General features: G+C 59.7%; 20 protein-coding genes and 1 pseudogene. 14 read left to right on the top strand and 7 right to left on the bottom strand.

All coding sequences use genetic code 11. The features are described from left to right. Both ACBR42_RS17215 and ACBR42_RS07690 read left to right on the top strand, forming a co-directional pair. Nucleotides 1-112, top strand: a pseudogene (locus ACBR42_RS17215) (IS110 family transposase); the annotation flags it as partial. 305 nt (nt 113-417) lie between these two features. Next, nucleotides 418-2,418, top strand: coding sequence for an amidohydrolase family protein (locus ACBR42_RS07690; RefSeq protein WP_371207655.1), 2,001 nt, complete (start codon nt 418-420; stop codon nt 2,416-2,418). Between the two features lie 9 nt (nt 2,419-2,427). Here ACBR42_RS07690 and ACBR42_RS07685 read toward each other — a convergent pair whose 3' ends face one another. Then, entirely contained in the window at nt 2,428-3,291 is an 864-nt protein-coding gene (locus ACBR42_RS07685) for an aminotransferase class IV (RefSeq protein ID WP_371207653.1), read from the bottom strand. A gap of 306 nt (nt 3,292-3,597) precedes the next feature. On the opposite strand from ACBR42_RS07685, the gene ACBR42_RS07680 reads away from it, so the two are divergent. Next, a complete protein-coding gene (locus tag ACBR42_RS07680) occupies nt 3,598-4,776 on the top strand; it encodes an OprO/OprP family phosphate-selective porin (protein ID WP_371207652.1) in 1,179 nt (392 codons plus the stop codon). 47 nt (nt 4,777-4,823) lie between these two features. Here ACBR42_RS07680 and ACBR42_RS07675 read toward each other — a convergent pair whose 3' ends face one another. Both ACBR42_RS07675 and ACBR42_RS07670 read right to left on the bottom strand, forming a co-directional pair. Next, nucleotides 4,824-5,021 (bottom strand): hypothetical protein, encoded by a 198-nt coding sequence (locus ACBR42_RS07675; protein WP_102323701.1) that lies wholly within the window; start codon nt 5,019-5,021, stop codon nt 4,824-4,826. A gap of 94 nt (nt 5,022-5,115) precedes the next feature. After that, nucleotides 5,116-6,069, bottom strand: coding sequence for a hydrogen peroxide-inducible genes activator (locus ACBR42_RS07670; RefSeq protein ID WP_118963292.1), 954 nt, complete (start codon nt 6,067-6,069; stop codon nt 5,116-5,118). Between the two features lie 142 nt (nt 6,070-6,211). Between ACBR42_RS07670 and ahpC the strand changes: the two genes are divergently transcribed. Together ahpC and ahpF are read left to right on the top strand one after the other, a co-directional pair. Then, entirely contained in the window at nt 6,212-6,775 is a 564-nt protein-coding gene (gene ahpC, locus ACBR42_RS07665; RefSeq protein ID WP_102323703.1) for an alkyl hydroperoxide reductase subunit C, read from the top strand. Nucleotides 6,776-6,852: 77 nt separating this feature from the next. Beyond that, complete coding sequence (ahpF, locus tag ACBR42_RS07660) at nt 6,853-8,433, top strand: alkyl hydroperoxide reductase subunit F (RefSeq protein ID WP_371207651.1); 1,581 nt, start codon at nt 6,853-6,855, stop codon at nt 8,431-8,433. A gap of 46 nt (nt 8,434-8,479) precedes the next feature. Here the strand turns inward: ahpF and ACBR42_RS07655 are convergent, their stop codons facing one another. After that, entirely contained in the window at nt 8,480-10,033 is a 1,554-nt protein-coding gene (locus ACBR42_RS07655; RefSeq protein ID WP_371207650.1) for a glucoamylase family protein, read from the bottom strand. An 822-nt stretch (nt 10,034-10,855) separates the two neighbouring features. Between ACBR42_RS07655 and ACBR42_RS07650 the strand changes: the two genes are divergently transcribed. The 6 genes from ACBR42_RS07650 (at nt 10,856) to ACBR42_RS07625 (ending at nt 17,832) form a co-directional block, all read left to right on the top strand. Next, complete coding sequence (locus ACBR42_RS07650) at nt 10,856-13,156, top strand: TonB-dependent receptor (RefSeq protein WP_371207649.1); 2,301 nt, start codon at nt 10,856-10,858, stop codon at nt 13,154-13,156. 75 nt (nt 13,157-13,231) lie between these two features. Beyond that, nucleotides 13,232-13,942, top strand: a complete 711-nt coding sequence (locus tag ACBR42_RS07645) for a tetratricopeptide repeat protein (protein WP_371207648.1) — start codon at nt 13,232-13,234, stop codon at nt 13,940-13,942. Between the two features lie 24 nt (nt 13,943-13,966). Next, the gene (locus tag ACBR42_RS07640) at nt 13,967-14,482 is read left to right on the top strand and encodes a hypothetical protein (RefSeq protein ID WP_371207647.1); all 516 of its coding nucleotides are present in this window, start codon (nt 13,967-13,969) and stop codon (nt 14,480-14,482) included. Between the two features lie 31 nt (nt 14,483-14,513). After that, entirely contained in the window at nt 14,514-15,197 is a 684-nt protein-coding gene (locus ACBR42_RS07635; protein ID WP_371207646.1) for a Fe2+-dependent dioxygenase, read from the top strand. Between the two features lie 288 nt (nt 15,198-15,485). After that, complete coding sequence (locus tag ACBR42_RS07630; protein ID WP_110547602.1) at nt 15,486-15,926, top strand: RcnB family protein; 441 nt, start codon at nt 15,486-15,488, stop codon at nt 15,924-15,926. Between the two features lie 541 nt (nt 15,927-16,467). Continuing rightward, the gene (locus ACBR42_RS07625) at nt 16,468-17,832 is read left to right on the top strand and encodes an Nramp family divalent metal transporter (RefSeq protein ID WP_371207644.1); all 1,365 of its coding nucleotides are present in this window, start codon (nt 16,468-16,470) and stop codon (nt 17,830-17,832) included. Between the two features lie 354 nt (nt 17,833-18,186). Here the strand turns inward: ACBR42_RS07625 and ACBR42_RS07620 are convergent, their stop codons facing one another. The 3 genes from ACBR42_RS07620 to ACBR42_RS07610 form a co-directional block, all read right to left on the bottom strand. Continuing rightward, the gene (locus ACBR42_RS07620; RefSeq protein WP_371207667.1) at nt 18,187-20,592 is read right to left on the bottom strand and encodes a mechanosensitive ion channel family protein; all 2,406 of its coding nucleotides are present in this window, start codon (nt 20,590-20,592) and stop codon (nt 18,187-18,189) included. 366 nt (nt 20,593-20,958) lie between these two features. Continuing rightward, a complete protein-coding gene (locus ACBR42_RS07615) occupies nt 20,959-21,447 on the bottom strand; it encodes a hypothetical protein (RefSeq protein ID WP_102323708.1) in 489 nt (162 codons plus the stop codon). Nucleotides 21,448-21,876: 429 nt separating this feature from the next. Then, nucleotides 21,877-22,107 (bottom strand): hypothetical protein, encoded by a 231-nt coding sequence (locus ACBR42_RS07610; protein WP_243705270.1) that lies wholly within the window; start codon nt 22,105-22,107, stop codon nt 21,877-21,879. Nucleotides 22,108-22,376: 269 nt separating this feature from the next. Here ACBR42_RS07610 and ACBR42_RS07605 point away from each other — a divergent pair, with 269 nt between their 5' ends. The 3 genes from ACBR42_RS07605 to ACBR42_RS07595 all read left to right on the top strand — a co-directional run bounded on the left by ACBR42_RS07605 (nt 22,377) and on the right by ACBR42_RS07595 (nt 23,555). Then, entirely contained in the window at nt 22,377-22,859 is a 483-nt protein-coding gene (locus tag ACBR42_RS07605; protein ID WP_371207643.1) for a hypothetical protein, read from the top strand. Then, a complete protein-coding gene (locus ACBR42_RS07600; RefSeq protein ID WP_371207642.1) occupies nt 22,860-23,090 on the top strand; it encodes a hypothetical protein in 231 nt (76 codons plus the stop codon). 132 nt (nt 23,091-23,222) lie between these two features. Continuing rightward, nucleotides 23,223-23,555 (top strand): hypothetical protein, encoded by a 333-nt coding sequence (locus ACBR42_RS07595; RefSeq protein ID WP_371207641.1) that lies wholly within the window; start codon nt 23,223-23,225, stop codon nt 23,553-23,555.

Raw genomic sequence — 23,555 nt, 5'->3', positions numbered from 1 at the left:
CGTAAAGGGAAAACACGCCAAGATCGCCATTACCGCAATCATGCGAAAGCTCATCGTCCTCGCAAACGCCCTGCTTCACAAAGATCGGCTTTGGATGCCAAAAGCCGCTTGACCACAACGGATACTCACAGTGCCGCCCCCCTGTCCATCCATCGAGTTTTCAATTTCGTGCCCTTCACTTCCTGTCGCCAACGCATGAGGGGGCCATTTACCCCCATGGGGTCCGGTTTGCATACCTGCCTGCGTATCATCTGCATGGGTTCATCAGCAGACGGGACTGACGGTCTGGGGCAGGATTGTGGGGAACCAATCCGGTGCCAGGGTGTTTCAGCCATATGCATTCTGGCCCGCGCGACAGCGGTTCAGCCTTCAGTATTTCCGCCATGCCCGACCATGGCATAAAGTGTGGAGGCATAGGTGCCCGATACCATTTATCGCAATGCCCTTTTCTTCGATGGTACGGGATGTGAGCCTGTCGTAACCGACGTGGCGGTTTCCGATGGCCGGATCAGTGCAATCGGCATCGGGCTTGAAGCCGATGAAAGCACCCGGCAGGTGGCCTGCGGCGGGTTGTGGCTCATGCCCGGCCTGCTGGATATCCATACGCATCTCGACCTTGAGCTGGAACTTGCCCCCGAACTGCCGGAAGTCGTGCGCCATGGCACGACTGCGGTGGTGATTGGCAACTGTTCCATCGGCGTAACCTATGGCAACCAGCGACGCGACGGGGAAGACCCGATCGTGGACTGTTTCGCCCGGGTGGAAAACATGCCCAAAAGCGTGCTGGGCAAGGTGGCCGATGCCTGCACGTGGACTGATTCGCAGCAGTATCTCGACCATCTGGGCGGGCTGGCGCTTGGTCCCAATGTCATACCCCTTATTCCCCATTCCATGTTGCGGGTCGAAGTCATGGGGTTGCAGGCGTCCATCAACCGCAGGCCCACCCGGCGCGAACGCGCAAGCATGGAACGCCTGCTTGATGCGGGCATGGCGCAGGGATATGCCGGTTTTTCAACCGATGCCCTGCCCTTCCATTTTCTGGCGAACAGCCCGCACAAGAAAAGCCGGATTCCAACGCAGTACGCAGGCTTCCGCGAACTGGCGCGGTTGACCGGGGTGGTGCGGCGCTATGGCCGCGTATGGCAGGCGACGCCACCCAAGGACAATATTTTCGAGGCATTCCGCAGTTTTCTGCTGACCAGCGGTCGCCTGTTTGGCCGCCCCCTGCGCACGACGGTGCTGGCCATTCTCGACCTGCATACGAACCGTGCCGCGGTGAAGCTGTGCCTTATGCTTTCGGCCATCCTCAATTCCCGCCTTCTGGACGGGATGTTCCGGTTTCAGGTCCTGTCCGGCACGTTCCGTATATGGAGCGACGGGGCAATAAATCCGCTGGCCGATGAAATTCCCGAACTGCGCGCCCTGAATGAATGCGAGCCAGAGGACCGGGCCGCGCGGGCGCGCATCCTGAATGATCCGGAATGGATCGCATCATTCCGGCATATGTGGCTCAACGGCAAGAAAGGTCTGTCGCTGGCCCGGCTGCGCCGCGTGCTGCGGCAGGAAGAAACGGTGCTGACCCGCAGGCTTGCGGATATGATGGTCAGCGAATGCCCGTTGGACAACTGGTGCGATCACACGCTGGATGCCCCGTATCAGCGCCTGTTATGCTGGCAGGAATCCGGCGGCCAGCTTGGCGCGGCGACCTCGGCTGAAGCGCGGTTTTTTGAAACCTTTCCCAATCCCATATGCGATGATGCTGCCTTCATCGTGCATCTGCTGCGGCAGTGGGATACCGACCTGCGATGGGAAACGACGATTGCCAACCGGAACCCTGCCGTACTGGAAAAACTTCTGTTCCATCCCCTGACCCTGCCGGGGTTCAATGATAGCGGCGCGCATCTGGCCAATATCGGTTTTTATGACGGCAACCTGCGTTTCCTCAAAATAGCCCAGAAACAGGGATTGCAGAAGGTGGCGCAGGCCGTGCACCGGCTGACCGGCCTGCCTGCGGAATTCTTCAACCTCAATACGGGCGTAGTGAAGGTTGGCGCGCAGGCGGATCTGTGTCTGATCGATCCCACGGCCCTGCGGCAGTGGAATCCGGAACGAACCTATGAATTCGTCTATCGCAGCCAGTTGGGCTGCCGGCAGGTCATCAACCGCCCCAAAGGCGTGGTGCGTGAAGTCATGATCGCGGGCAGGACGGCATGGCGCGATGAGGAATATGTGCCCGATTTTGGACAGACGCAGTTTGGCCGCGTCCTGAAGCCACAGGACCATCCCGATGAACAGATGCGCGATGCTGCGGCACGGGCTACGGCGGAACAGAACCCCGATATGAACCCGCCGGACAACGCCGTCCGCGCCAGGGTGCGCGCGACCTACCAGAACGTGGTCATGCTTCTGCCGCAGTAGCCCTGCGCTTCAGCCGCCGATAGGCGGCAGGCTGTCTATGTAGTTCAGGTAAAGCTGCTGCAGCCGCTGCGTGGTTGCGCCGCGCTGTCCGTTTCCGATCGTGCTGTCCCCGATGCGGATAACCGGCATGACAAGGCTGGTGGCACTGGTCAGGAACACTTCGGGCGCGGCAAGCAGCGCGTCCACGGTTATGGTCTCTTCACGCACGGTAAGTCCTGCCTCGCGTGCAAGGATCATCACACGATTGCGGGTGCAACCGGGTAGCAGTTCGTGCGAAAGGGCACGGGTAACGAGGTCACCCTGTGCTGTCACGATGAACACATTGGCCGAGGCCCCTTCGGTCACGCCCGTACTGTCGTAAAAAATGGCGTCCTGCCTGCCATGAGCCATGGCGGCCTTTTTCGCCATGACCTGTGGCAGCAGCATGATGGTCTTGATGTCGCGGCGCAGCCAGCGGATGTCGGGCACCAGATCAACGGCGATGCCGGATTGCAGCGCAGGTGCCGCCAGCGCGTCCTTTTCCTGCGCAAGGATCAGCAGGGTCGGGCGCGTGCTGGCCTCACCCGTGAAGTTTCGTTCCCCCGCGCCGGACGTGATCTGAAGGTAGATGAAGCCGTCCGTTATGGCGTTGCGCGTGATGATTTCTGCTAAAATGGCGGGCAGTGCGGCGCGTTCCGGCGGGACGGGAATGCCGGTTTCACGCAGCGAGCGGTCAAGGCGGCTGAGGTGGCTGTCCAGATCGACCAGCCTGCGCCCTACCACCAGCCAGACTTCATAAATCCCTTCGCCAAACAGGAACCCGCGATCGAAGGCGGACACGGTTGCCTGTTCAGGCGGCAGGTAACGGCCATTGAGAAACAGTTCACCCGACATGTGCGCCTTCCTTTGCGTCAATGGGATTGCCCCCTGATACAGGGAATGAAACCGAAAAAACAGGGAGCCAGACCGTAATCATTACGCAATGATCCAGTGGTTGCCATAGCTCCACGCGGTCGGCTGCCATGCCCGGTCTGCGCGCCTGTGCGTTCTTCTCCCCCTCGCGTGTTCACCACGCGGCAACACCCCCCTTCAAAGATTCGATACCCCTGCCCGCGCTGGCCCCGTGTTATGACTGTCAGCCTTGTGAAGCCAGTGATGGGAGCGTGGCCCCTTTTGTCGTGTCGGTTACAAACCGGTTTTTTGGTTTGCCTGTCCCTGCTGGGTCCGTGTGGTATCGCGCATGGACAGAGCATTCCCGCAATCACCCTGCCCGGCATTACCATCCGGCCCTATGCCACGGACCAGCTTGATGTAGGCGGCTTTGCCCATGCCGCGCCCCAGCAGCCCGGAACCGGGGCCCGTGGCGCACGCCTGCGCAATGGCGTGCGGATGGATATTCACAAACAGGTGGAAATTGGCGCGATATGGGATGCAGGCCCCGCGCCCGGCGGGCCGATGCGCCTGTTTGAAGGACAGGTTTCCTATATCGGGCTGAAGCATTTCGTCTTTACCGCCGGTATTTTCAAACCCAGCTTCGGCCTTGAATCCATGCAGGCGCAGGGGGATACGGTCTTTGTCGAACGGGCCAGCATTTCCACCCTTACGCGCAATCTGGCCACAGGCATTGAACGGCAGGCCATGCAGGCTGAATCCTATGGCAGGCGCTATCATGTGGCACTTTCCGCCACGGGCGGCACGGCAGGGCCCGGCGAAGATGGCAACCAGCGCGCCATGGCGTTCCGTCTGGTGGGGCTGCCGGTGCGCACACGCTCGGTCCTGCTCCATCTGGGTGTTTCGGGGGAATGGGTGTTCCGGCCCGCATCCGCCCGCAACGCCAGCCCTGCCCTGTCCTTTGCCGACACGCCCGAAATGAATACGGGCACCGACGCGAAATACCTTGGAACCGGAAAAATCGCGGCAGACAGCGCCGGAGCGTTCGGCATGGAGGCCGCGCTGGCATGGAAAAAGCTGCTTTTCCAAGGGGAAGGATACGATATTCTGGTCAACAGCCATACCGGCAGCAGCGGCAGGCAATTACAGTTTCACGGATGGTATGGCCAGCTTGCCTATACCATCAACGGTCAGCCACGCGCATGGAAGGGACGCACCGCCGCCTTTTCATCGCCTGTGTGCGACCGCAGGCAGACCGTATTGTGCAATGGGTATGGCGTGCTGGAAGTGGCGGCCCGCTATTCCCATGCGAACCTGAATTCAGCCCCGATTTCGGGGGGCAACCAGCAGGTCGGCACGCTGGCGGTCAACTGGTGGCCCACGGCGATCGTGCGCATGACGATGCAGTATGAATACGGGCAGGTCAGCGGTGGCCGGAATCCGGAACATTTTCATGGCATCATGTCGCTGTTCCAGATCAAGTTCTGATGTGTTCCCGCGCGCCTGGGCGCGCGGGTATCTGTAACCGGGCGGGATTAGCGGCCCCCCATGCCCCCTCCGGGATAGGGACCACCACCCTGACGCCCCGGTCCGGGTCCGCCGCCATAGCCGCCGCCGTAATGGCCATCCTGATAATAGCCGTCACGACCGCCATGGTGGGGATGGCCGCCGTAACATGCGGCCAGCGCGGCGCTGATCGCCACGACGTAAAGGGTCCTGATGAAAGGTTTCATGTCTTCCTCCTGCAACTTGAAGACGAACGTTGCAGCGCAAGGAAGGTTTGATTGCGGTTAAATCCTGGCGGTAATGCGGCTGCGTGAGGTGGGTTCAGGCGTCAGTTTCCGGTGCGGCCGGGTCTTCGCTTGCGGCCCGGCACCCTTCGGGCACGTTTTCGCGCAGGAAGTGGGCGAATTCGTTGAAGGCGGCGGCCCGCGGGTCTGTCGTGCGCCAGACAAGCCCGATGGTGCGCCGGGCTTCGGGAATGGGGACAAGGGAAATCAGGTCCGACCACTCGCTGCGGTTGCGCAGCGCAAGACGCGGGATGAGGGAGTAGCCTTCCCCCGCGCCGATCATGTGCCACAGCATTTCAAGGCTTGCGGCAAGACGCTGGTGGTCGCGTTGCAGGGGCATGCCACACAGCGCCAGTGCCTGATCGCGCAGGCAGTGCCCGTCTTCCAGCAAAAGCAGGTCCGGTCCCTGCAGGTCCGGCATGGTCAGGCCCGGACGTGTGGCCAGAGGGTGCTCGGCGGGAAAGGCGGCCACAAACGGCTCGTCGAACAGGGGCACGCAGTGAAAATTATCGCCCTTGACCGGCAGGGCCGCAAAGACAAGATCCAGTTCATCATGCCGCAGGGCGTCCAGCATGATGTTGGTCAGGCTGTCGGTCAGTTGCAGTTTCAGTTGCGGGTAGGTCCGGCGCAGCAGCGGCAGCAGGCTGGGTACGTAATACGGGCCAAGGGTTGCTATGACCCCCATGCGCAGCACCCCTTCCAGCGGGCCGGTCTGCACGCGGGCGGCTTCGATCATCGCACGGGCGGCGGCCAGCACGTCGCGGGCACGGGCGATCAGGCGCGCGCCATCCGGTGTCAGCGTGACGTGGCGGCGGGAGCGTTCAAACAGCACGACACCCAGCAGCCCTTCCAGCTTGCGCACCTGTTCCGACAGGCCGCCCTGGCTTACCCCGCAGCGTTCCGCCGCGCGGGAAAAGTTACGCAGGTCATCAACCGCCACCACATATTCGATATCCCGTAGCGACAGACCGGAAAGGGGAATATACGTCATGGGTATAGATAGGACCGATTCCTGTCTGTTTGTAAAATGGTTTTACCGATTACAGCCATTGACAGAAACTGTTTCCCCGCATTTCGTGTTCGTGGGACAACAGGCCCGTCAACATTGACAGTGCAAGCAAGGAGAATTCCACATGGCACGCATCAATTCGCCACTGAAGCCTTTTGAAACCGATGCCTTCCACAACGGCCAGTTCATCAAGGTGACCGATGCCGACGTGAAGGGCAAATGGTCCGTATTCTTCTTCTACCCCGCCGACTTCACGTTCGTCTGCCCGACCGAGCTTGAGGATCTGGCCGACAACTACGAGACGTTCAAGAAGCTGGGCGTTGAAATCTACTCGGTCTCCACCGACAAGCATTTCACGCACAAGGCATGGCACGACACGTCGCCGGCCATCGGCAAGATCCAGTACGTCATGCTGGGCGACCCGACCGGCCAGATCGCGCGCAACTTCGACGTGCTGATCGAGGAAGCAGGTCTTGCCGATCGCGGCACGTTCCTGATCGATCCGGAAGGCAAGATCCAGTACATCGAGATCACGGCTGGCGGCGTGGGCCGTAGTGCCGCCGAACTGATCGACAAGATCCAGGCCGCGCAGTACGTCGCAAGCCATCCCGGTGAAGTCTGCCCGGCGAAGTGGAAGGAAGGCGCCGAGACGCTGACCCCGTCGCTGGACCTCGTCGGCAAGATCTGATCCCGACGGCGGTGGCCCGACCCTGCGGGATCGGGCCACCGCGCTTCACCTTTTCAGGAAAAGCGGAGTTCACTCCCATGTTGCAAGACACCATCAAGACGCAGCTCAAGGCCTATCTGGCAGACCTGGCGCACCCGGTCGTGCTGGAGGCATCGCTCGACAGCAGCCCGAAATCGCGTGAGATGCATGAATTGCTGCACGAGGTCGCCGCCCTTTCTGACAGGGTGCAGGTGTCCGAACAGGGCGAGGCCACGCGCCGCCCCTCCTTCATCATCAGGCGCGATGGGGCGAAAACCGGCGTGACATTCGCCGCCATCCCGATGGGGCATGAGTTCACGTCCTTCGTGCTGGCGCTGTTGCAGGCCGGGGGCCACCCCCCCAAATTTACCGATGACCAGATCGCCCAGATCCGCGCGCTGCCGGGGCATTACAATTTCGAGACCTATGTCTCCCTGTCCTGCCAGAACTGCCCGGATGTGGTGCAGGCGCTCAATGCCATGAGCGTCATCAACCCCAACATCCATAACGTCACGATTGACGGCGGGCTGTTTCAGGACGAGGTCACGGCAAAGAACATCATGTCCGTGCCGCAGGTCTACCTCAACGGGGAACTGTTCGACACCGGGCGGATGGATATTACCCAGATTCTGGCCAGGCTGGACGCCAATGCCCCCAAACGCGCGGCGGAGCAGCTCAGGAATGTCGCACCCTTCGACGTGCTGATAATCGGCAGCGGCCCTGCGGGCGCTTCCGCCGCGATCTATGCGGCGCGCAAGGGGCTGCGTACGGGGCTGGTGGGCGAGCGCTTCGGCGGTCAGGTCATGGATACCGAAGGCATCGAGAATTTCATTTCGGTCAAGGAAACCGAAGGGCCAAAACTGGCGGCTGCGCTGGAAGCACATGTGCGGCAGTATGATGTGGAGATCATACCCGCCCAGCGCGCGGCGGAACTGTTTCCGGCGGTAAAGCCCGGTGGCCTGCATGGGGTCGCGCTGGAAAGCGGGGCGATCCTGCATTCCCGCACGGTCATCCTTGCCACCGGCGCGCACTGGCGTCACCTCGGCGTGCCGGGCGAGGAGGAATACCGTAACAGGGGCGTGGCCTACTGCCCGCATTGCGATGGCCCGTTCTACAAGGGCAAGCGGGTTGCCGTGGCCGGTGGTGGCAACAGCGGCGTGGAAGCGGCGATCGACCTTGCCGGTATCGTGGCCCATGTCACGCTGCTGCAGCGCGGATCACACCTGAAGGCGGACAAGGTGTTGCAGGACAAGCTGCACAGCCTGCCCAATGTCACCGTCCTGACCGAGGCCCTGACAACGCGGGTGGAAGGCAACGGCCGGAACGTGACTGGCCTGACCTATCGCGGCGGTGACGGCGCGGACCACCATGTCGATCTGGAAGGGGTGTTTGTCCAGATCGGCCTGCTGCCCAATACGGACTGGCTGAAGGGCACGGTCAGGCTGAACGATTTCGGTGAAATCGTTGTGGATGACCATGGCGCGACATCGGTGCCCGGTGTCTTTGCGGCGGGTGATGCGACCACCACGCCGTACAAGCAGATCGTGATCGCCATTGGCGATGGCGCGAAGGCGGCCCTGTCCGCATTCGATTACCTGATCCGCGTGCCGGTGGCGGAAGAAAAGCGCGTCCCCGCCTGATGCAAAACGGGGCCGGGGGACAGTCGCCCCCTGCCCCACCGGGCGGCTACGAATGTCCGGCCGGACTTGCCGCCGTGCGGTCCGGGCTGGCGTGGTCCTGCGCAACCTGTGTGGATGATGGACGGTTCGGGACGTTGGCTGCGGTTGTGGTGGCGGGCAGCCAGCCGCCTTCAAATCCCGCACGTTCCATGCCGGTGCGGATATAGGGGTTGCGCTTCATCACGTTCCAGACCAGTCCGCTGCGCCAGTTCTCGATCATAAGCAGGATGGGCCCCTGATCTATCCCCAGATATTCGTTATCCGACCAGAAGGACTGGCCGGTGCGGAAACTGGGATTGAAAGCATCCACAAAACCATAACGGCCATAAATGCGCTCGCCGTAGCGGGCTTTCATGTTCTGTAGCGTCGGCAGCACGATTTCGGGGGCGAAGGCGATGGAGCCTGCCGCGGCGGTGGGGGCCACGGTGCCATCATCCTGCGTGTAGTCACGGCCCGCGCCACGGGCGGAATAGGACAGGAAACGCCGGCTCTGGCCATCAATCGGCTGCGTGGTGTCACCGGGGCCGTCACAGGCGGTCAGCCCCCACATGGTCGGCCCGTAATCGTGCCACTTACCCGGATTGGCGATGGCGTAAGCCTGCTGCGCATAGACCGCACGGCGGCTGTTTTCAAAATAATCAATCCGCTTTGCGCGCGCCCATGCGTCCTGCACGCCCCGGAAATCAATCCATGCGTGGCTGTACTGGTGGCCGAACAGGGGTGCGAAGTTCAGGAATGTCTGGCCATAATAATCGCCCCATCGCCGGTCATTGGTGGCAAGCCATGCCTGCCATGATGCCGGGGCCAGCGGGTGAGTGGGTGAGCCGAGGCCAAGGATATAGGCCATCATGCCTTCGCTGTACCCTTCCCAGTAGCTGGGGATGAACTGGTGTTCGGGCGACCAGCCCATGCTCAGCCGGTTATCGGGGCGGGTGATCCACTGCCAGTTGACGCGCCTGTACAACTGGTCGGCCAGATCGCGTATCTCGTGCTCGCGCGGGGTATCGTGGTCATAGAAGGACTGCGAAAACAGGATGCCCTGCATCAGCAGCGCCGTGTCGATGCTGGACAGTTCGATGTCGCGGTTGAAGCGCTTACCCGTCTCCCGGTTCAGGAAATGGTAGTACAGGCCGTTATATCCGGCTGCATCATCCTCGCTGTCATTCTGCGGGCTGCGCATGAGATAGCGCAGGGTGACAAGCGTGCGGTCAATGGCCTGTTCACGGGTGATGTAGCCACGGGTCACGCCTATGCCATAGGCGGTCAGGCCAAACCCGATGGAGGCGACGCTGCTGAATGTCTGGCCGGAAGGATAGCGGTCGGGAACCAGCCCCGTTTTCGGATCACCTGCATCCCAGAACCATTGAAAGGTCCGGCGTTCGAGATCATCGATCAGGATGGTATCGGCGCGGCTGGCGGCGGCCGGTGCGGCGGAAGGGGTGCTGGCGCTCGTGGTGGCTTTTGCGTCAACCGCGTGGGCCGGGACGGATGCAAGGGACGCGCCATATAACAATGCCGAAATGAATACAGCCGCATGTTTCCCCGTTTTGCGAGGGTACAAAGCTTTCGTCTCCTGCCGGTTGTCCGGCCTTTATGATTTGAGATCCGGGCAGAATGCAATATCCCCGCGCCCGCAGGGCAGCGACATGAACGTTGCAAATTGTGACGGAGATCGCCGTGCAGCCCACAAAGCCGGATCATGTGGTCCGGTGCCCTGTCCCCTGTCCATCATTGCCGGGCGCGGACGGGAAAAGATGTTTTGTAATAAAATCAGTATTTTCCGTCCGGTGCGGCCTGTATCTTCGCCATGCAGGCACCGGTATTTTCGATGGATCGGTCGATCATTCGCCAGTTTCTGTGCGCTGGCTGGCATTCGGGCCGTTGTTCTTACTTTTTCTGCTCCCTCACCGCTTCCCCTCCGCATCGGACAGGATACCGGAACGATTCTGGTCAGGGCCAAACGGCTTGATGGGATGATGGCTGTCCGGTTGCGGGGCTACGCTCCATGCGTCGGGAATGGCTTTTAATATTCTGCCGTAACGGTAAGCAGAGAACCCCTTTTTTGCGCCATGCCATAATCGGTTGTGGATGTGTTCTTTAGCCCTTCCCCATTTTGCGGAAGGCGTAGACCAGCGCATGGTCCTGCGGCTGTTTATAATAACAAAAACATATAAAACGGGCATTTCATTACATATCATTTCTGATTTTTGACCTAGTTTTTCTTGGGTCGGTCTATCTGTGTCAGTAATGCCACACTCGCCCTTTTCTCATGTTATAGCGAATGATTATCATTTGCTAATGCAGTTGAGAATGAATATCAAACAGCCGTCCCCTGTTAGCAATAAACGACGCGACAGCACATGCCGCGTCAGGAGAGTGGTGAATGAGTGAGACAGAACTGTCCCCATCAGCCCCGCCAGGCCGCGGGTTGCGGCTGGCGGTAGCCCTTGGCATGTCCGTTGGCCTTGGTGTGGGCGCGGAAGATGCGAATGCCGATGATGCTGCCCAGCCCGCAGCACCCGACAGCAGCATAAAACTGTCCGCCGTGCGCGTGGGCGGCCATGTGGAAGCCGGGGATGAGGGCAATGAATCCGGCAATACCAATAGCGAGATCCTGCATATATCGCGCATGCCGGACAGCGTGCGTGACACGCCGCAGACCATTACCGTCGTGCCGCAGGAACTGATAAAGCAGCAGCGCGCCTTTACGCTGGATCAGGCGCTGGCGAATGTGCCGGGTATTACCCTGTCCACCGGTGAAGGGGCTGGCGGCCTGAATGGCGACCAGTTCCGTATTCGCGGCCTGCAGGCGCGACAGGACATCTATACTGATGGATTAAGGGATTTCGGCACCTATACACGCGATACGTTCAATACGGACAGTGTCGAGGTCATCAAGGGGCCGTCGGGCGAATATTTTGGCGCGGGTAACGTTGGTGGCGTCATCAACCAGAGCCAGAAACACGCCCATGCGGGCAACAGCTACAGCTATGACCAGACCTTTGGCAGCGGCCCGTTATACCGGGGTGCGGGGGATATCAATTACCAGATCAATGATGACATGGCCATTCGCGTCAATGGCATGTACAACAAGCAGGACGTGGTTGACCGCAACAACGTGTCCTCCAACCGCTACGGTGCGGCGGTGGATTTTGGCGTGGGCCTGCGCAGCCGGACCTCATGGCATCTGACATGGCAGTGGCTGAACAGCGACAGCAAGCCCGATTACGGTGTCAGCATGATTCAGGTCAATGGCATCTACCGCCCCATTACCGAATACGGTGTGGCGCGTAATACAAGCTATACGCGCAGCTTCGATTTTGACCGCTCCAACATTCATACGCTGACCTCCGCGCTGAAATCCGACATCACGCGATGGTTCACGCTGACCAACGATACGCGGCTGAGCCTGTACGAGCGCGACTATACCGCCACCACGCCCGCCGCATGCTCGGGCGCGTGCGCCGCGGCCATCCTGGGTGGTGGCAATTACGCCCTGCCCTACGGCGCGGGTGGTGGGGCCGCGTACCGGCAGCAGGGCTGGGGCGTGCAGAACGTCATCATGGGACGTGCGCGGTTCAGTACCGGCTTTGTCCATCATGACCTGAAGGCCGGGGTGGATATCAATTACGCCAGTGATTCACGCTGGCCGGGCAGCTTTACCAACCGCACCAACAACCAGACCATCCGCAACCCGCAATATTCCTATCCGTCCACCTCCCTCACCTTTCCCGACAGTGGTTACGGTAATGCCAATGCGCGTGATCTGGGGCTGTTCCTGGCCGATCGCATCCAGTTGACCCGGCAGCTTTCCCTGTTCGGTACCGCACGGTGGGATTCATTCAGCAGTTCGTATTACAGCCGCTCGACCGCAAGCCAGGGGCGCGCGGAACAGAAATCTGATCGCTGGAGCCCGTCGGGCAGCATCATGTATTCGCCGCTGAAAACAACGTCCTTCTACTTCACCTTCGCGCGGTCGTACAAACCCGTTGGCACCGATGTGTCCTCCCTTGTCACAATCAAGCCGCAGGCGGGCGATGTGGCGCAGAAGGGTGTCAACCTGTCACCACAGCGCAGCGACCTGTTTGAAGTGGGCAACAAGACGGACTTCTTCCACAAACGTCTTGGCACCACGGTTGCGTTCTTCCAGATCAGCGAAAACAATTCGCAGTATTATGATGTCAATGGCGATCTGGAAACCGGCTTTGCGGATTCCGGCAGTGGCCGCCGCATTCGTGGCGTGGAACTGAGTGCCAATGGCAAGATCACGCGCGACTGGCAGGTATTTGCTTCCTATTCCTACATGGATGGCCGGGTGACGCACAGCAACACCGGCGACAACGGCAAGGTCGCCCCCCAGGTGCCGCATAACAACATGTCGGTATGGAGTTCGTATGACCTGTCCCACCTGCTGCTGCGTCCCGACTGGGGCAGTCTGAAGGTTGGTGGTGGCGCACAGTATTCATCGGGCTACTGGGCCGGGCCGGATACGACCAATACGGCACGCATGCCCTATACTTTCAACCTCAATGGCATGGTTTCGTGGGATTACCGTCATTACCGCGTATCGTTCAACGCCAATAACATTACCAACCGTCTTAATTACGCCTCCTCCTTCTCCGGGTCGCGTGCGGTTCCTTCACCCGGTCGCTACTTCATGGGTAATATTGGCGTAACATTCTGAAACCCATAAAGTTTTGATTTATTGTCCCCTGCCCTTCATTGTCCTGACAACAACCGTGCCCTCATGACCGAAGACATGAAACGTGCAAATAAAAACAGCACAACACACGACACCACCGGCAATGCGCCGTGTGAGCCGGTGGCGCTGGTGGATGTTCAGCTCATGCTGGGTCAGGTCCATCTGAACAACGGCAACATGGCGGATGCCTTCAGCATGTTCGAGGTCGCGGCCCGCAGCGGTGATCCGCGCGCCCTGAACATGCTGGGCCGCGCGTTTGAACGTGGCTGGAGCGTATCGCGCAACCCGGCCACCGCCGCCATGTATTTTGCACAGGCGGCACGGTGCGGCGATGGCTGGGCCATGTTCAACCTTGCCGATCTGTATCTGGCGGGCGACGGTGTGGCCGCTGATCCGCACCGGGCCTGCGCGCTGTATGTGGCGGCGGCGCGTAACGGGGTGACCAAAGCATTCAACATGCTGGGCATCATGGTGGAAGACGGCGTGATGCCCGATGCGCAGGTGGATGCGGCCGCCACATTTTTTCATGCCGCCGCCATGGCCGGTGACTGCTGGGGGTGTCTCAATCTGGGGCGTGTCCATCTTGCAGCGCGGGACGTGCCCGCAGCACTGACATGGCTGGAAAAGGCGCTTGAACTGGGTTTTACGGACGTATTCCGTGCGGTCGAAACCCTTCTGGCCGGGTCTGGCGACCCGCGGCTGCGTCGTGTGGCACAGGATGCGCGCAGGCGGCGATGTGACGGCACGCATTCCAGACCAGCAGCATAAAGCGATAACAGGACAGCATTACATATGAACCGCTTCGTAAAAAAATACGCGACCCCGTTTGTTACGGGTTTCTTTGTCATTTCCGCCGTTTCCGGCACGGCCCTGTTCTTTCACTGGCAGCCCGGCCTGTTCCATTCCATGCATGCCTGGCTGAGCATGGTGCTGCTTGTGCCGTTCGTGCTGCATATGTGGCGTAACTGGCCGCAGTTCCTTGGATATTTCCGCAGCCGGACCATGCTGGTGGCCTGCGGGATTTCGGTGCTGGCGGCTGTGGCTTTCATGGTCACGACCGGGCATCGTGGCGGCAATCCGGCGCAGCGTCTGTTTCCCATCCTGACGCATGCCCCGCTGACCGATCTGGCGCCCCTGCTGCATGCCACGCCGGATGAACTGGCCGCGCGGTTGACCCATACGGGATATGCCGTGCGCTCCACTGACGAAACACTGGATGAAATCGCTTCCGCCGCCGGACAGAAATCCAACGATGTCCTGCTGAAGATCCTGCCGCAGTATGGCGGTGGTGGTGGAAGGCACCGATAATGCTGTTTTACCCAAAGACGCGGAACATATCATGCTGATCCATATTGCCGGGGTGCTGAGTGCGGCGGAAGTGGCTTACTGTCGCGCCCTGCTGGAAAAATCGCAGTGGGTCGATGGCAGGGTTACGGCGGGCGACCAGTCCGCCAAGGCCAAATTCAACCTCCAGATCCCGCAGGACAGTGCGGAGGGACGCGAGCTGGCCGATCTGGTCCTGCAGGCATTGGGACGGAACGCGCTGTTCAACAGCGCTGCCCTGCCGCTGCGTGTCTTTCCACCGCTGTTCAACCGTTATGATGCGGGCATGTGTTTCAATACCCATGTGGACAATGCCATCCGTCCTCTGCCCGGCACGGGGTTCCGGTTCCGCACCGATGTATCATCCACCGTGTTCCTGAGCGAACTTGATGAATATGACGGCGGTGAACTGATTATTCAGGACACGTATGGCACCCAGAAAATACGCTGCCCGGCGGGGGACATGGTGCTTTATCCCGCAAGCAGCCTGCATAGCGTGAGCACGGTTACACGGGGCAGTCGCTGGGCATCCTTTTTCTGGTCGCAGTCCATGGTGCGCGACGATACGCAACGCACGCTGCTGTATCAGTTTGATCGCTCGATTATCGAAACGCGCCAGTCCCTGCCCGACGACCATCCGGCCGTACTGGGTCTGACAGCCACGTACCACAACCTGATCCGCCGGTGGGCGGAGCTGTAAGGCGTAATACCCCCTGCAACCGGGAAGTGTGCCAGTGCGTTACCGCGCAGAAGGACCGTGCCTGCCGCCCGCGCAATGCAGGCGTATGGTCCGGCAATCCAGCAGACAGGGGAATATACCGGATTTCCATTGCTACGTAATAACCTGCACCGGAAGCGACGTTACGTAATGCGCGGACCCACGCATAAAAAAGCCGTTATTTCCGGGCATGGTAAGATCATTGTTTTTTCAGGATTGTAGATGCCTTTCCCAATGAAGCCGCATATTAAATTCGGACTGGAACGATACATGAAAACCACATCCCTCATCGCTATGGGGACAGCCTGCCTGCTGGGTATGGCATCACCTTCCTACGCCCAGCAGGGGCCGAATGGACCTGGCGGCCCCGGTGGTCCCGGTGGCGGCGGACCGCAGGGCCAGCAGCATGGGCCGCAACAGGGACCGCGTGGTGGTGGTGGACATGGCCGTCCCATGCGTAATGCGCCCCCATCCCGTGGCGGTTACGACAATGTTGACATGAACCGGGTATGGCATCGGGGCGACCGTTACGATGGCCCGCGCAACAGTCGCTGGGTTGTCAATAACTGGCAGTCCTATCGCGGTCTTTCCGCCCCGCCGCCGGGTTATCAGTGGATGCGTTATGGTAACCAGTACCTGCTTACGGCCGTGGCGACCGGCGTGATTGCCGGTGTTGTCAGCGCCACGATCGCGTCCCCGATGATGCGGTGACAAAAGCATCATCCTTTTACGTTTTCGATACGCTGTGACACCATCGGCTTTGCCGGTCATATCGTGAATGAAATGGGCGCTGGGGGGCGAACGTGAAACGGCAGCATCCCCCGGCGTTCGGCCTGTTTTCCGGGATGGGCAGGTATTTCATACCCCCTTACTGAACCGGGGCATTCCTGCAGGACATGGATGATGCCCAACGGACCGGTTTTGTGTGTGCCCTTTTGGAAAGGTGCACTGAAGCCAATTTTTCTACATGACTTCACATGCCCGTTGTGTATGTGCCTTTCTAGGAATTTATAAATGTAAATAATAGTGCTGTATTTTTATATATAATATCATAACTGTACATATGTAGTAAATTATTATAAAATACACAATAAATATTCATAATATCAAAAATTACAGTGCGGTCTGTTGCTTTCGATAATATTCCTCTGGGCTTCCCGTCACGTCCGACTTTCAACAGGCTGATAAAATTTCCTTACACCATTCAATATAGCATATTGCATATTTGTGGGGGATGGGATTGAGTAACCTTATGTCACGCCCTGAACCCGCCCTGTCCCCTACCCCAAAATCCGCATGGCGTTTCGCCAGTGATGCGCAGGCCGACACCAACAGCCTGCCCGGCGCATTCGCCAGCGTGCAGGTTCCCGGTGCCGGTGCATCGTGGCTGCGGCGGTTCCTTGCCTTTGTGGGGCCGGGTTACATGGTTTCCGTGGGGTATATGGACCCCGGTAACTGGGCGACGGATCTGCAGGGTGGGGCGCAGTTTGGCTACACGCTGCTTACCGTCATTCTGCTGTCGAACTTCATGGCGATCATCCTGCAGTCGCTTGCCGCCCGTCTGGGCATTGCAACGGGGCGCGATCTGGCACAGGCATGTCGGGACCATTTCCCGCCTGCCGTCAATATCGTGCTGTGGCTGGCCTGCGAACTGGCCATTATTGCCTGCGACCTGGCGGAAGTGATCGGCACGGCGGTCGCCCTGCACCTTCTGTTTGACATACCGCTGCTGGCGGGGGCCATCATTTCCGCGCTGGATGCCTTTCTGGCGTTATATCTCATGAACCGGGGCTTCCGTTATCTGGAAACGTTCGTCATCGGCCTGCTTGCGACTGTTGCCCTATGCTTCGCGGTGGAGGTCGTGGCGGCACAGCCCCCGGTGGCGGCCATACTGAAGGGTTTTCTTCCCTCCACCGAAATCATGACCAACAGCCAGATGCTCTATATTGCAATCGGCATCATCGGGGCGACGGTCATGCCCCATAACCTCTATCTTCATTCATCCATCGTCCAGACGCGCGCGTTCGAACGTACGTCGTCTGGCCGCACGGAGGCGATCCGCTGGGCCACATGGGACAGCACCATCGCCCTTATGCTGGCGCTGTTCATCAATGCCGCAATCCTGATTGTGGCCGCCGCCGCCTTTCATACATCGGGTCATCAGGACATAGCGGAAATCGAGGATGCGTATCGCCTGCTTTCCCCCCTTCTGGGCCTTGGCGTGGCGTCTACCCTGTTTGCCGTCGCCCTGCTGGCGGCAGGCACCAATTCCACCGTGACCGGCACGCTGGCGGGTCAGATCATTATGGAAGGTTTCCTGCGTCTGACCATTCCGCACTGGGCACGGCGACTGCTTACGCGCGGGCTGGCGATCATTCCGGTGGTGGCCGTTACGGCGCTGTATGGCAACCGGGGCGTGGGGGAACTGCTTCTGCTCAGTCAGGTGGTCCTGTCCATGCAACTGCCATTCGCGGTTATTCCGCTGCTTATGTTCGTGACCGACCGGAGCAAGATGGGGGAATTCGTGATCTCCCGCCGCATGACCGTGCTGGCATGGGCGGTGGCGATCATCATTCTGCTGCTGAATGGCAAACTGCTGTTTGATGCGATTGCCTGAAGCTGCGGGAATGCTGCGTCTCTTCAGGGTATAATAAGATAATCCATTCAGCGTCTGGCATGGCTTTGGGTTGTGATGCTGCCGCCTCGCAATCGTGGATTGCTTTTGGCCCTTCCGAACGGGCTGACCGGAAACGGGCATGTGTACCTGCAAGTTATCAAAGAGCTTTTGGTGAGCGATGCCTGCCCTTCCCTGTCAGCGAAGCACAGCCCACCACACTATGCCTTGCCGCAAGGTGGCTGCTGGGTAACCAGCGGGTACGGACCGCGCCTTCTGGCTGCTCGCCCGTTATGGGATGAGCGAACAGCCATACGTGCCATAAGACTGCAAAGACGAAGGTAGGTAACGCCCTTTCTACGCCTTTGCCTGTGGTGTTGCGCTGTCTGGCCGCGTGGGGGTTATGTTGACGTGCAATCCATCGTCGCCGGGGCCGTTCCCCAGCAGGTTGAGGAAACTGGGTACCGGGAACCTGATGCCTTCCTCATTCATGCGTACCGCAACGCGGGCATAATATTCCCGGTAGACGGTCCATTTTGATCCCGGTGCCGTGCGGACGGAGCCAAGGAAGCGCGCGCCATTGCCGTCCGCCTGCTCTATGCCCAGAAATGAAAACCCGGACATGATAAGATGGCCAAAGCGCGGGGTCTGGCGCATCTTTTCCAGCTCTTCATGAAATATGTCGGTAAGCTGCTTCGTATCCTGCGTCAGATCGATCATGAGATCGACAACGACCAGATTATAATCGCGGGAGGTATTGGCGATGGATGATACCTCCGAAAACGGGATGATATGCAGGTCCCCGTTGATCGAACGCAGCCGCAGCGTGCGGATGGACAGATGTTCCACCGTGCCCGATATGCCCCCGGCAGTAACCCAGTCGCCCACCTGGATCGCATTTTCCACCAGCATGAAGAAGCCGGTGATGAAGTCCTTGACCAGACTCTGCGCGCCAAAGGCGATCGCCGCGCCCATGATCCCCGCGCCGGTCAGCAGTGGTGCGACATTGATGCCGATCTGGGACAGCGTCGTGACCGCCACGATAATGATGATGACGGCCAGCAGCACGGTCTTGATAATGGGCAGCACCGTGCGCAGGCGGCTGGCGCGTCCTTCCTGTGACGAGTTTTCAAAGTGTGTGATCTGCCGTTCAAGGGCGGCGTTCGCGACCTCCCATATCAGGATGGCGACCGTATAGGCGACAATCATGGACAGAATCGCGCCAATGATTTTCGGTCCCAGCCGTCCATAGAAAAAGAAATGGATGGCAGGGAGGCCAAGCGCCTGGAAAAACAGGATCGTGGTCGTGAAAAACAGAAGGAAAGACAGTAGTTTGCGCGATGCCGGGTAATAGTAGTCAACCCGCGCCTGTAACCCCGGATAGCGGGCTTCCAGCGCGGGCGAGATGTGGAACAGCCGGTTCTGCAGGTTATACAGCACGACGGATACCACGCGCGACAGGATCACCACGGCGGTAGTCAGGATGACCGTGCGGATGATCCACGCATACCCCCCCTGAATATGGGTCGCCCAGATCAACCACAACGCGAAGTTGAAGAACATTGCCGGAATCCACCACAGGTAGACCATCCGGCCCATAAACATCCAGAACGGCTGCTTGCGCAGGCGTGCGGGTGGTTGCAGGCTTAGCGCGACATGGGCGCGCACACGCCATGTAAACAGGGCCACCAGCACATGTTCAACCAGCACCACGCTGCGGATGATCGCCTCCGTCCCGCGCGCGGGCATGTCGAACACCCCGCCCAGCGTGGAAAGGCACACCACAACCGATGGCGCGGCCACCAGAAAGTTCAGCCAGCGCGTGACCATGAACGCGGTCTGGTTACTTGCGCTGCAAAGCCGGATGGCGGGCGAATGGGGAACGAACAGCGTTTCCATCAACAGATAGACAACGCGCGCGACGACATAGGCGTTGGTCAGGGTGATCGTGACCATTTCCGCCTGATGGGTGGTGGTCAGCAGATAGGCGAAACTGGACCCCAGTGCGAAGAACAGGCCGACGGGCAGCAGTTTGATCAGCAGGTGCAGCAGTGAAAAGGGAATGCGGGCCAGCAGGCGCAATGTCGCGTGCTGTGCCTGCATGTCGTGCTGCTGGGCCTGCTGGGCAAGCTGTTCGTCGCTTGCCTGCGTCGGGCCGGTTGCAGGCGGTGGTGCGTCAGGCTGCGCCGGGGTGGACGCATCGGGCAGGTTCAGGCGGCGTTCGGTCGCAACCGCCCGTTCCGTCACTTTCAGCAGCGGCCTGCGCAGCAGCATGGAAAAACCACGTTCCGCCGCCAGCGCCAGTAACAGGATCAGCGTGGCCCGCCCCACGGCATCCAGCAGGATCGAACGCGACTGCGGGTCGGCAAAAATCGTATGGGTCCAGTGCGCCACGAACACCAGATCGCCAAACAGGGCCACAAAATGCTGTGCCTGCACCAACAGTCTGGACCGCAGCGATGTCACGTCCTGCACCAGATCGCTGCCAAGGCTGTCTGGCTGGACTGATACTTCATCCGCCTTTGCCGGGGCCGTGGCGTGCGGTGTGGGTGCCGCGACCGGGGCGTTGGTCGGCAACTGTGTGGCGATGGCAGCAAGGGTATTCTGGAATTCCGCGCGTTTTGCCGGGTCATTGATGACGTCCAGCACCTGTCGGGCCTGTTCTTGGGTCATGCCCTGCGCCGGTTGCGTATCCGCCGCCATGGCGTGGCCCGACAGGGTTGCGGTACAGAACAGCAGTAATCCGAAAATGGCGATGCGCATCATGACCATCGGGCTGGTCAACCGGCCTGCCCCCGTCTGGCAGGTATTCGTAAAATGGCGCATTCCTTGATATTCCGTCCCGACTGCTGAAATCTGCCCCATGCAATGTAAATCCGGCATACCGACATGCCATTCCATACGGGGCATCCAGTTTATCGCAGACAGGGCCGCAAAAGCGCAGATCGCGGGAAGCCGATCTGATATGCAATAAAATGCTCTACCGTTTTCTGATATGCTTTAAATATCTGTATTTTACTGGTATGTATTGGGTGGTTGAAATAAGATATATGTATAAATTATATATATGCTTATTTCATTATTTTATGAATAAATGATCGGGAGAACACCAGTCGGAGACCGCTGGTGTCATGAAGGGCGGGATGGTCCCGACGAAGATGTCGGGGTGTTCGCATGTTTCTTCAGCAGCGGTATGGCGTCGGGGCTGTTTTCCAGCGCACGTTCCAGCAGTTCTCGCCCCAGCGCCCGCAGGGCAAGTGGATGCAGCGTGTCCACCGTGGCTGTCAGGTCGTGACGTTCCGTATCGCTCAGTCCGGTATCGGTGGCGACGCGCTGGCGCAGCCTGTCGATCGCATCGGGCGCGTTCAGTGTAAGGTGCATTTCATCCTTGCGTTCCAGATAGGCACGACCCGCATCGGTCAGGGTGGTGTCGCCCGTGATCTGGAAGCTGCTGCCTGAAATGCTGACCCCGCCCTTGCACAGTCCCTGCAATTCAAGGTCGAGCAGGTTGCGGGCGCATTGCGTCGCATCCGTGCCAGCGGGCGGGGCCAGATTGGCCGCCCCCCCGTTTTCGGCCATGCGGCGAAGCATCGCGTCCTGCAGGTCACGATCAATCACGTCAGCTCCTCCATCCTGATCAGGTGGCTATGGTGGGCTGGCAATGCAGTGCAGACAACCTGCCGGATCGGGAATACGGTTATGCACAAGCAGTCTTAATGTAATTACAGACTACAGGACATGAAACGGATATTCGGGTCCGGCATCCCTTCCACACGGCAATAATCCCGACACGGCTCCCCCGACTGATGGAAAGAATCGGATAGTTCGGTTCCATCCGGTGACGCCAGAACAGAAACGCCCCCTGCCGGATCTGGCAGGGGGCGTGGGTATAAAAAAGGCCGGTTGTTTCGATGCGCGTCGATCAGCTCCACACTCTGTGCGTGAAGCGGTAATGACCCCTGCCCCCACTACCGGATGGAGTATGCGCGGACCCGTTGCCCGCGCAGGGCATCGGTGCATCCGCCGATCCGGTGAAGGCTGCCAGTGCTACATGCACTCCCGACCGTGGGAAACTGTCAGTGCATGCGCCGCAAGGAACCGGAACTGCGCCTGCTCCTCGGGGAAGGCCGGGATGCCTTCCAGCGCGTGCGCGGTCTTATGGTAACGGTGCATGCTGCCCACACGCCGCCAGGGGCGGTCGGGGTGCTGTTTTTTCCACAGGCTGATCGCCCGGGTTTCCAGTTCCTGATTGTTCACTTCATGATCTGACGGTGTCATGTCCATCTCCCTGTGCATCCGCGATTGGGGTGTTGGAACGGTCACGAGTTATGTATCTGGATATTGTGGTGGCATGGCCCCTGCATCGAACGTCGCAGTCTAACATAAGTTGCGGTCGACCGGATGGTTTTCATGGCCCGTCACCGTACAAAAAAATGCTGAAGGCGGCCTCCTGCACTTCTGGAATGAAAAATAACATTTCGTGACAGGATTATCGAACCCTCTCCCCATTACAGTGCCGCCAGTATTTTTCATGCGCAGGCCACCAGATGATTTTCGTACCCCGTGGGCATATCCGTGCCGCGACCCTGTTCAGTTTCGTTCTGCCCATGGCGCTTGCCGCCTGTCATAACCGCCCCGGTGGGGAGGTGTGCCGTCGTGTCCCCCTGCCCCATGACGCCGCAGCCGCCGATGTGGACCATGGGATACATGGCAGTGTTACTTCCGGCTTCGGCGTGGGTGGTGGTCCCGGCATGATGGGCGGGGGTATGATGCCCGGTGGCGGCATGGCCGGGAATGGCCTGTTCAATCGGGGCATGATGGATAATGGCATGGCGGGTGAGTACGGGCCGCCCGATGGCATGGATATGCGCCGGGGCGCCCCGCCGGAGCATGAACGCATGGTCAGCCGGTGCCCGCCACCGGGTCCGTCGCGCGGGCATGGGCCGGATCATGATGGTCCGGGCAGTGCCACGGTGGACCATCATGAGAGTGTCGATGTCTCAAAAATCCGTATCGGCAATTCCGATTAGATGACGGGCGGCATGCGCAGGCTGCTGATGGTTGGGAGCTGCCTGTTCCTTCTGTGCGGCTGCGCGGCCCATCGGTCCCAGCCCGATGATGACCTGGCCATGGACGAAGCGGATAACGGGCCACCACCCGGCGATGGCCAGCACGGCGGCGGCAGGGGTGGTGGTCAGGGCATCTGGTCCGACGTGCTGCATACCGCGATGCAGGCGGGCATGGGCCTGATCCACCATTGATCCGCTGCCGGACGGGGATCATGTAACATGAACAATATATAATCCGGATAATACATAAATGTTGTATCCAGACACAGTTGCGACACATGCGCAGCGTATAAAGGGTGCCGTATCCCCCATGGAGAAGACCCTATGCCCGCGAAGCCCGCTTTTTTAGGGGCCATCATGCTGCTTGCCGCCCTGTGTACCCCACTTGTGGCACAGGCGCACACGCATCGCATCAATCTGCTGGTCGGTTCGCACCACATGCAGAACCAGCAGCATATCAGTTCCCCATACGGGACCATATCAGGCCATCATATCGCCCAGTCGAAGGACAGTGGGGCCTATGCCGGGATCGAAGCCAAATGCGAAGCACTGTCCGGTACGGGGACGTATATGAGCAGCACCACCATCGGCATCAGCCGTGTCTCCCATCGCAACTACTTCCGCGACTGCATGCTTCGTAACGGCGCGTGGCAATAG

This window comes from Komagataeibacter sp. SM21 (assembly GCF_041402665.1).
GTDB lineage: Bacteria > Pseudomonadota > Alphaproteobacteria > Acetobacterales > Acetobacteraceae > Komagataeibacter > Komagataeibacter saccharivorans.
This window is presented reverse-complemented; position numbering and strand designations above follow the sequence as displayed.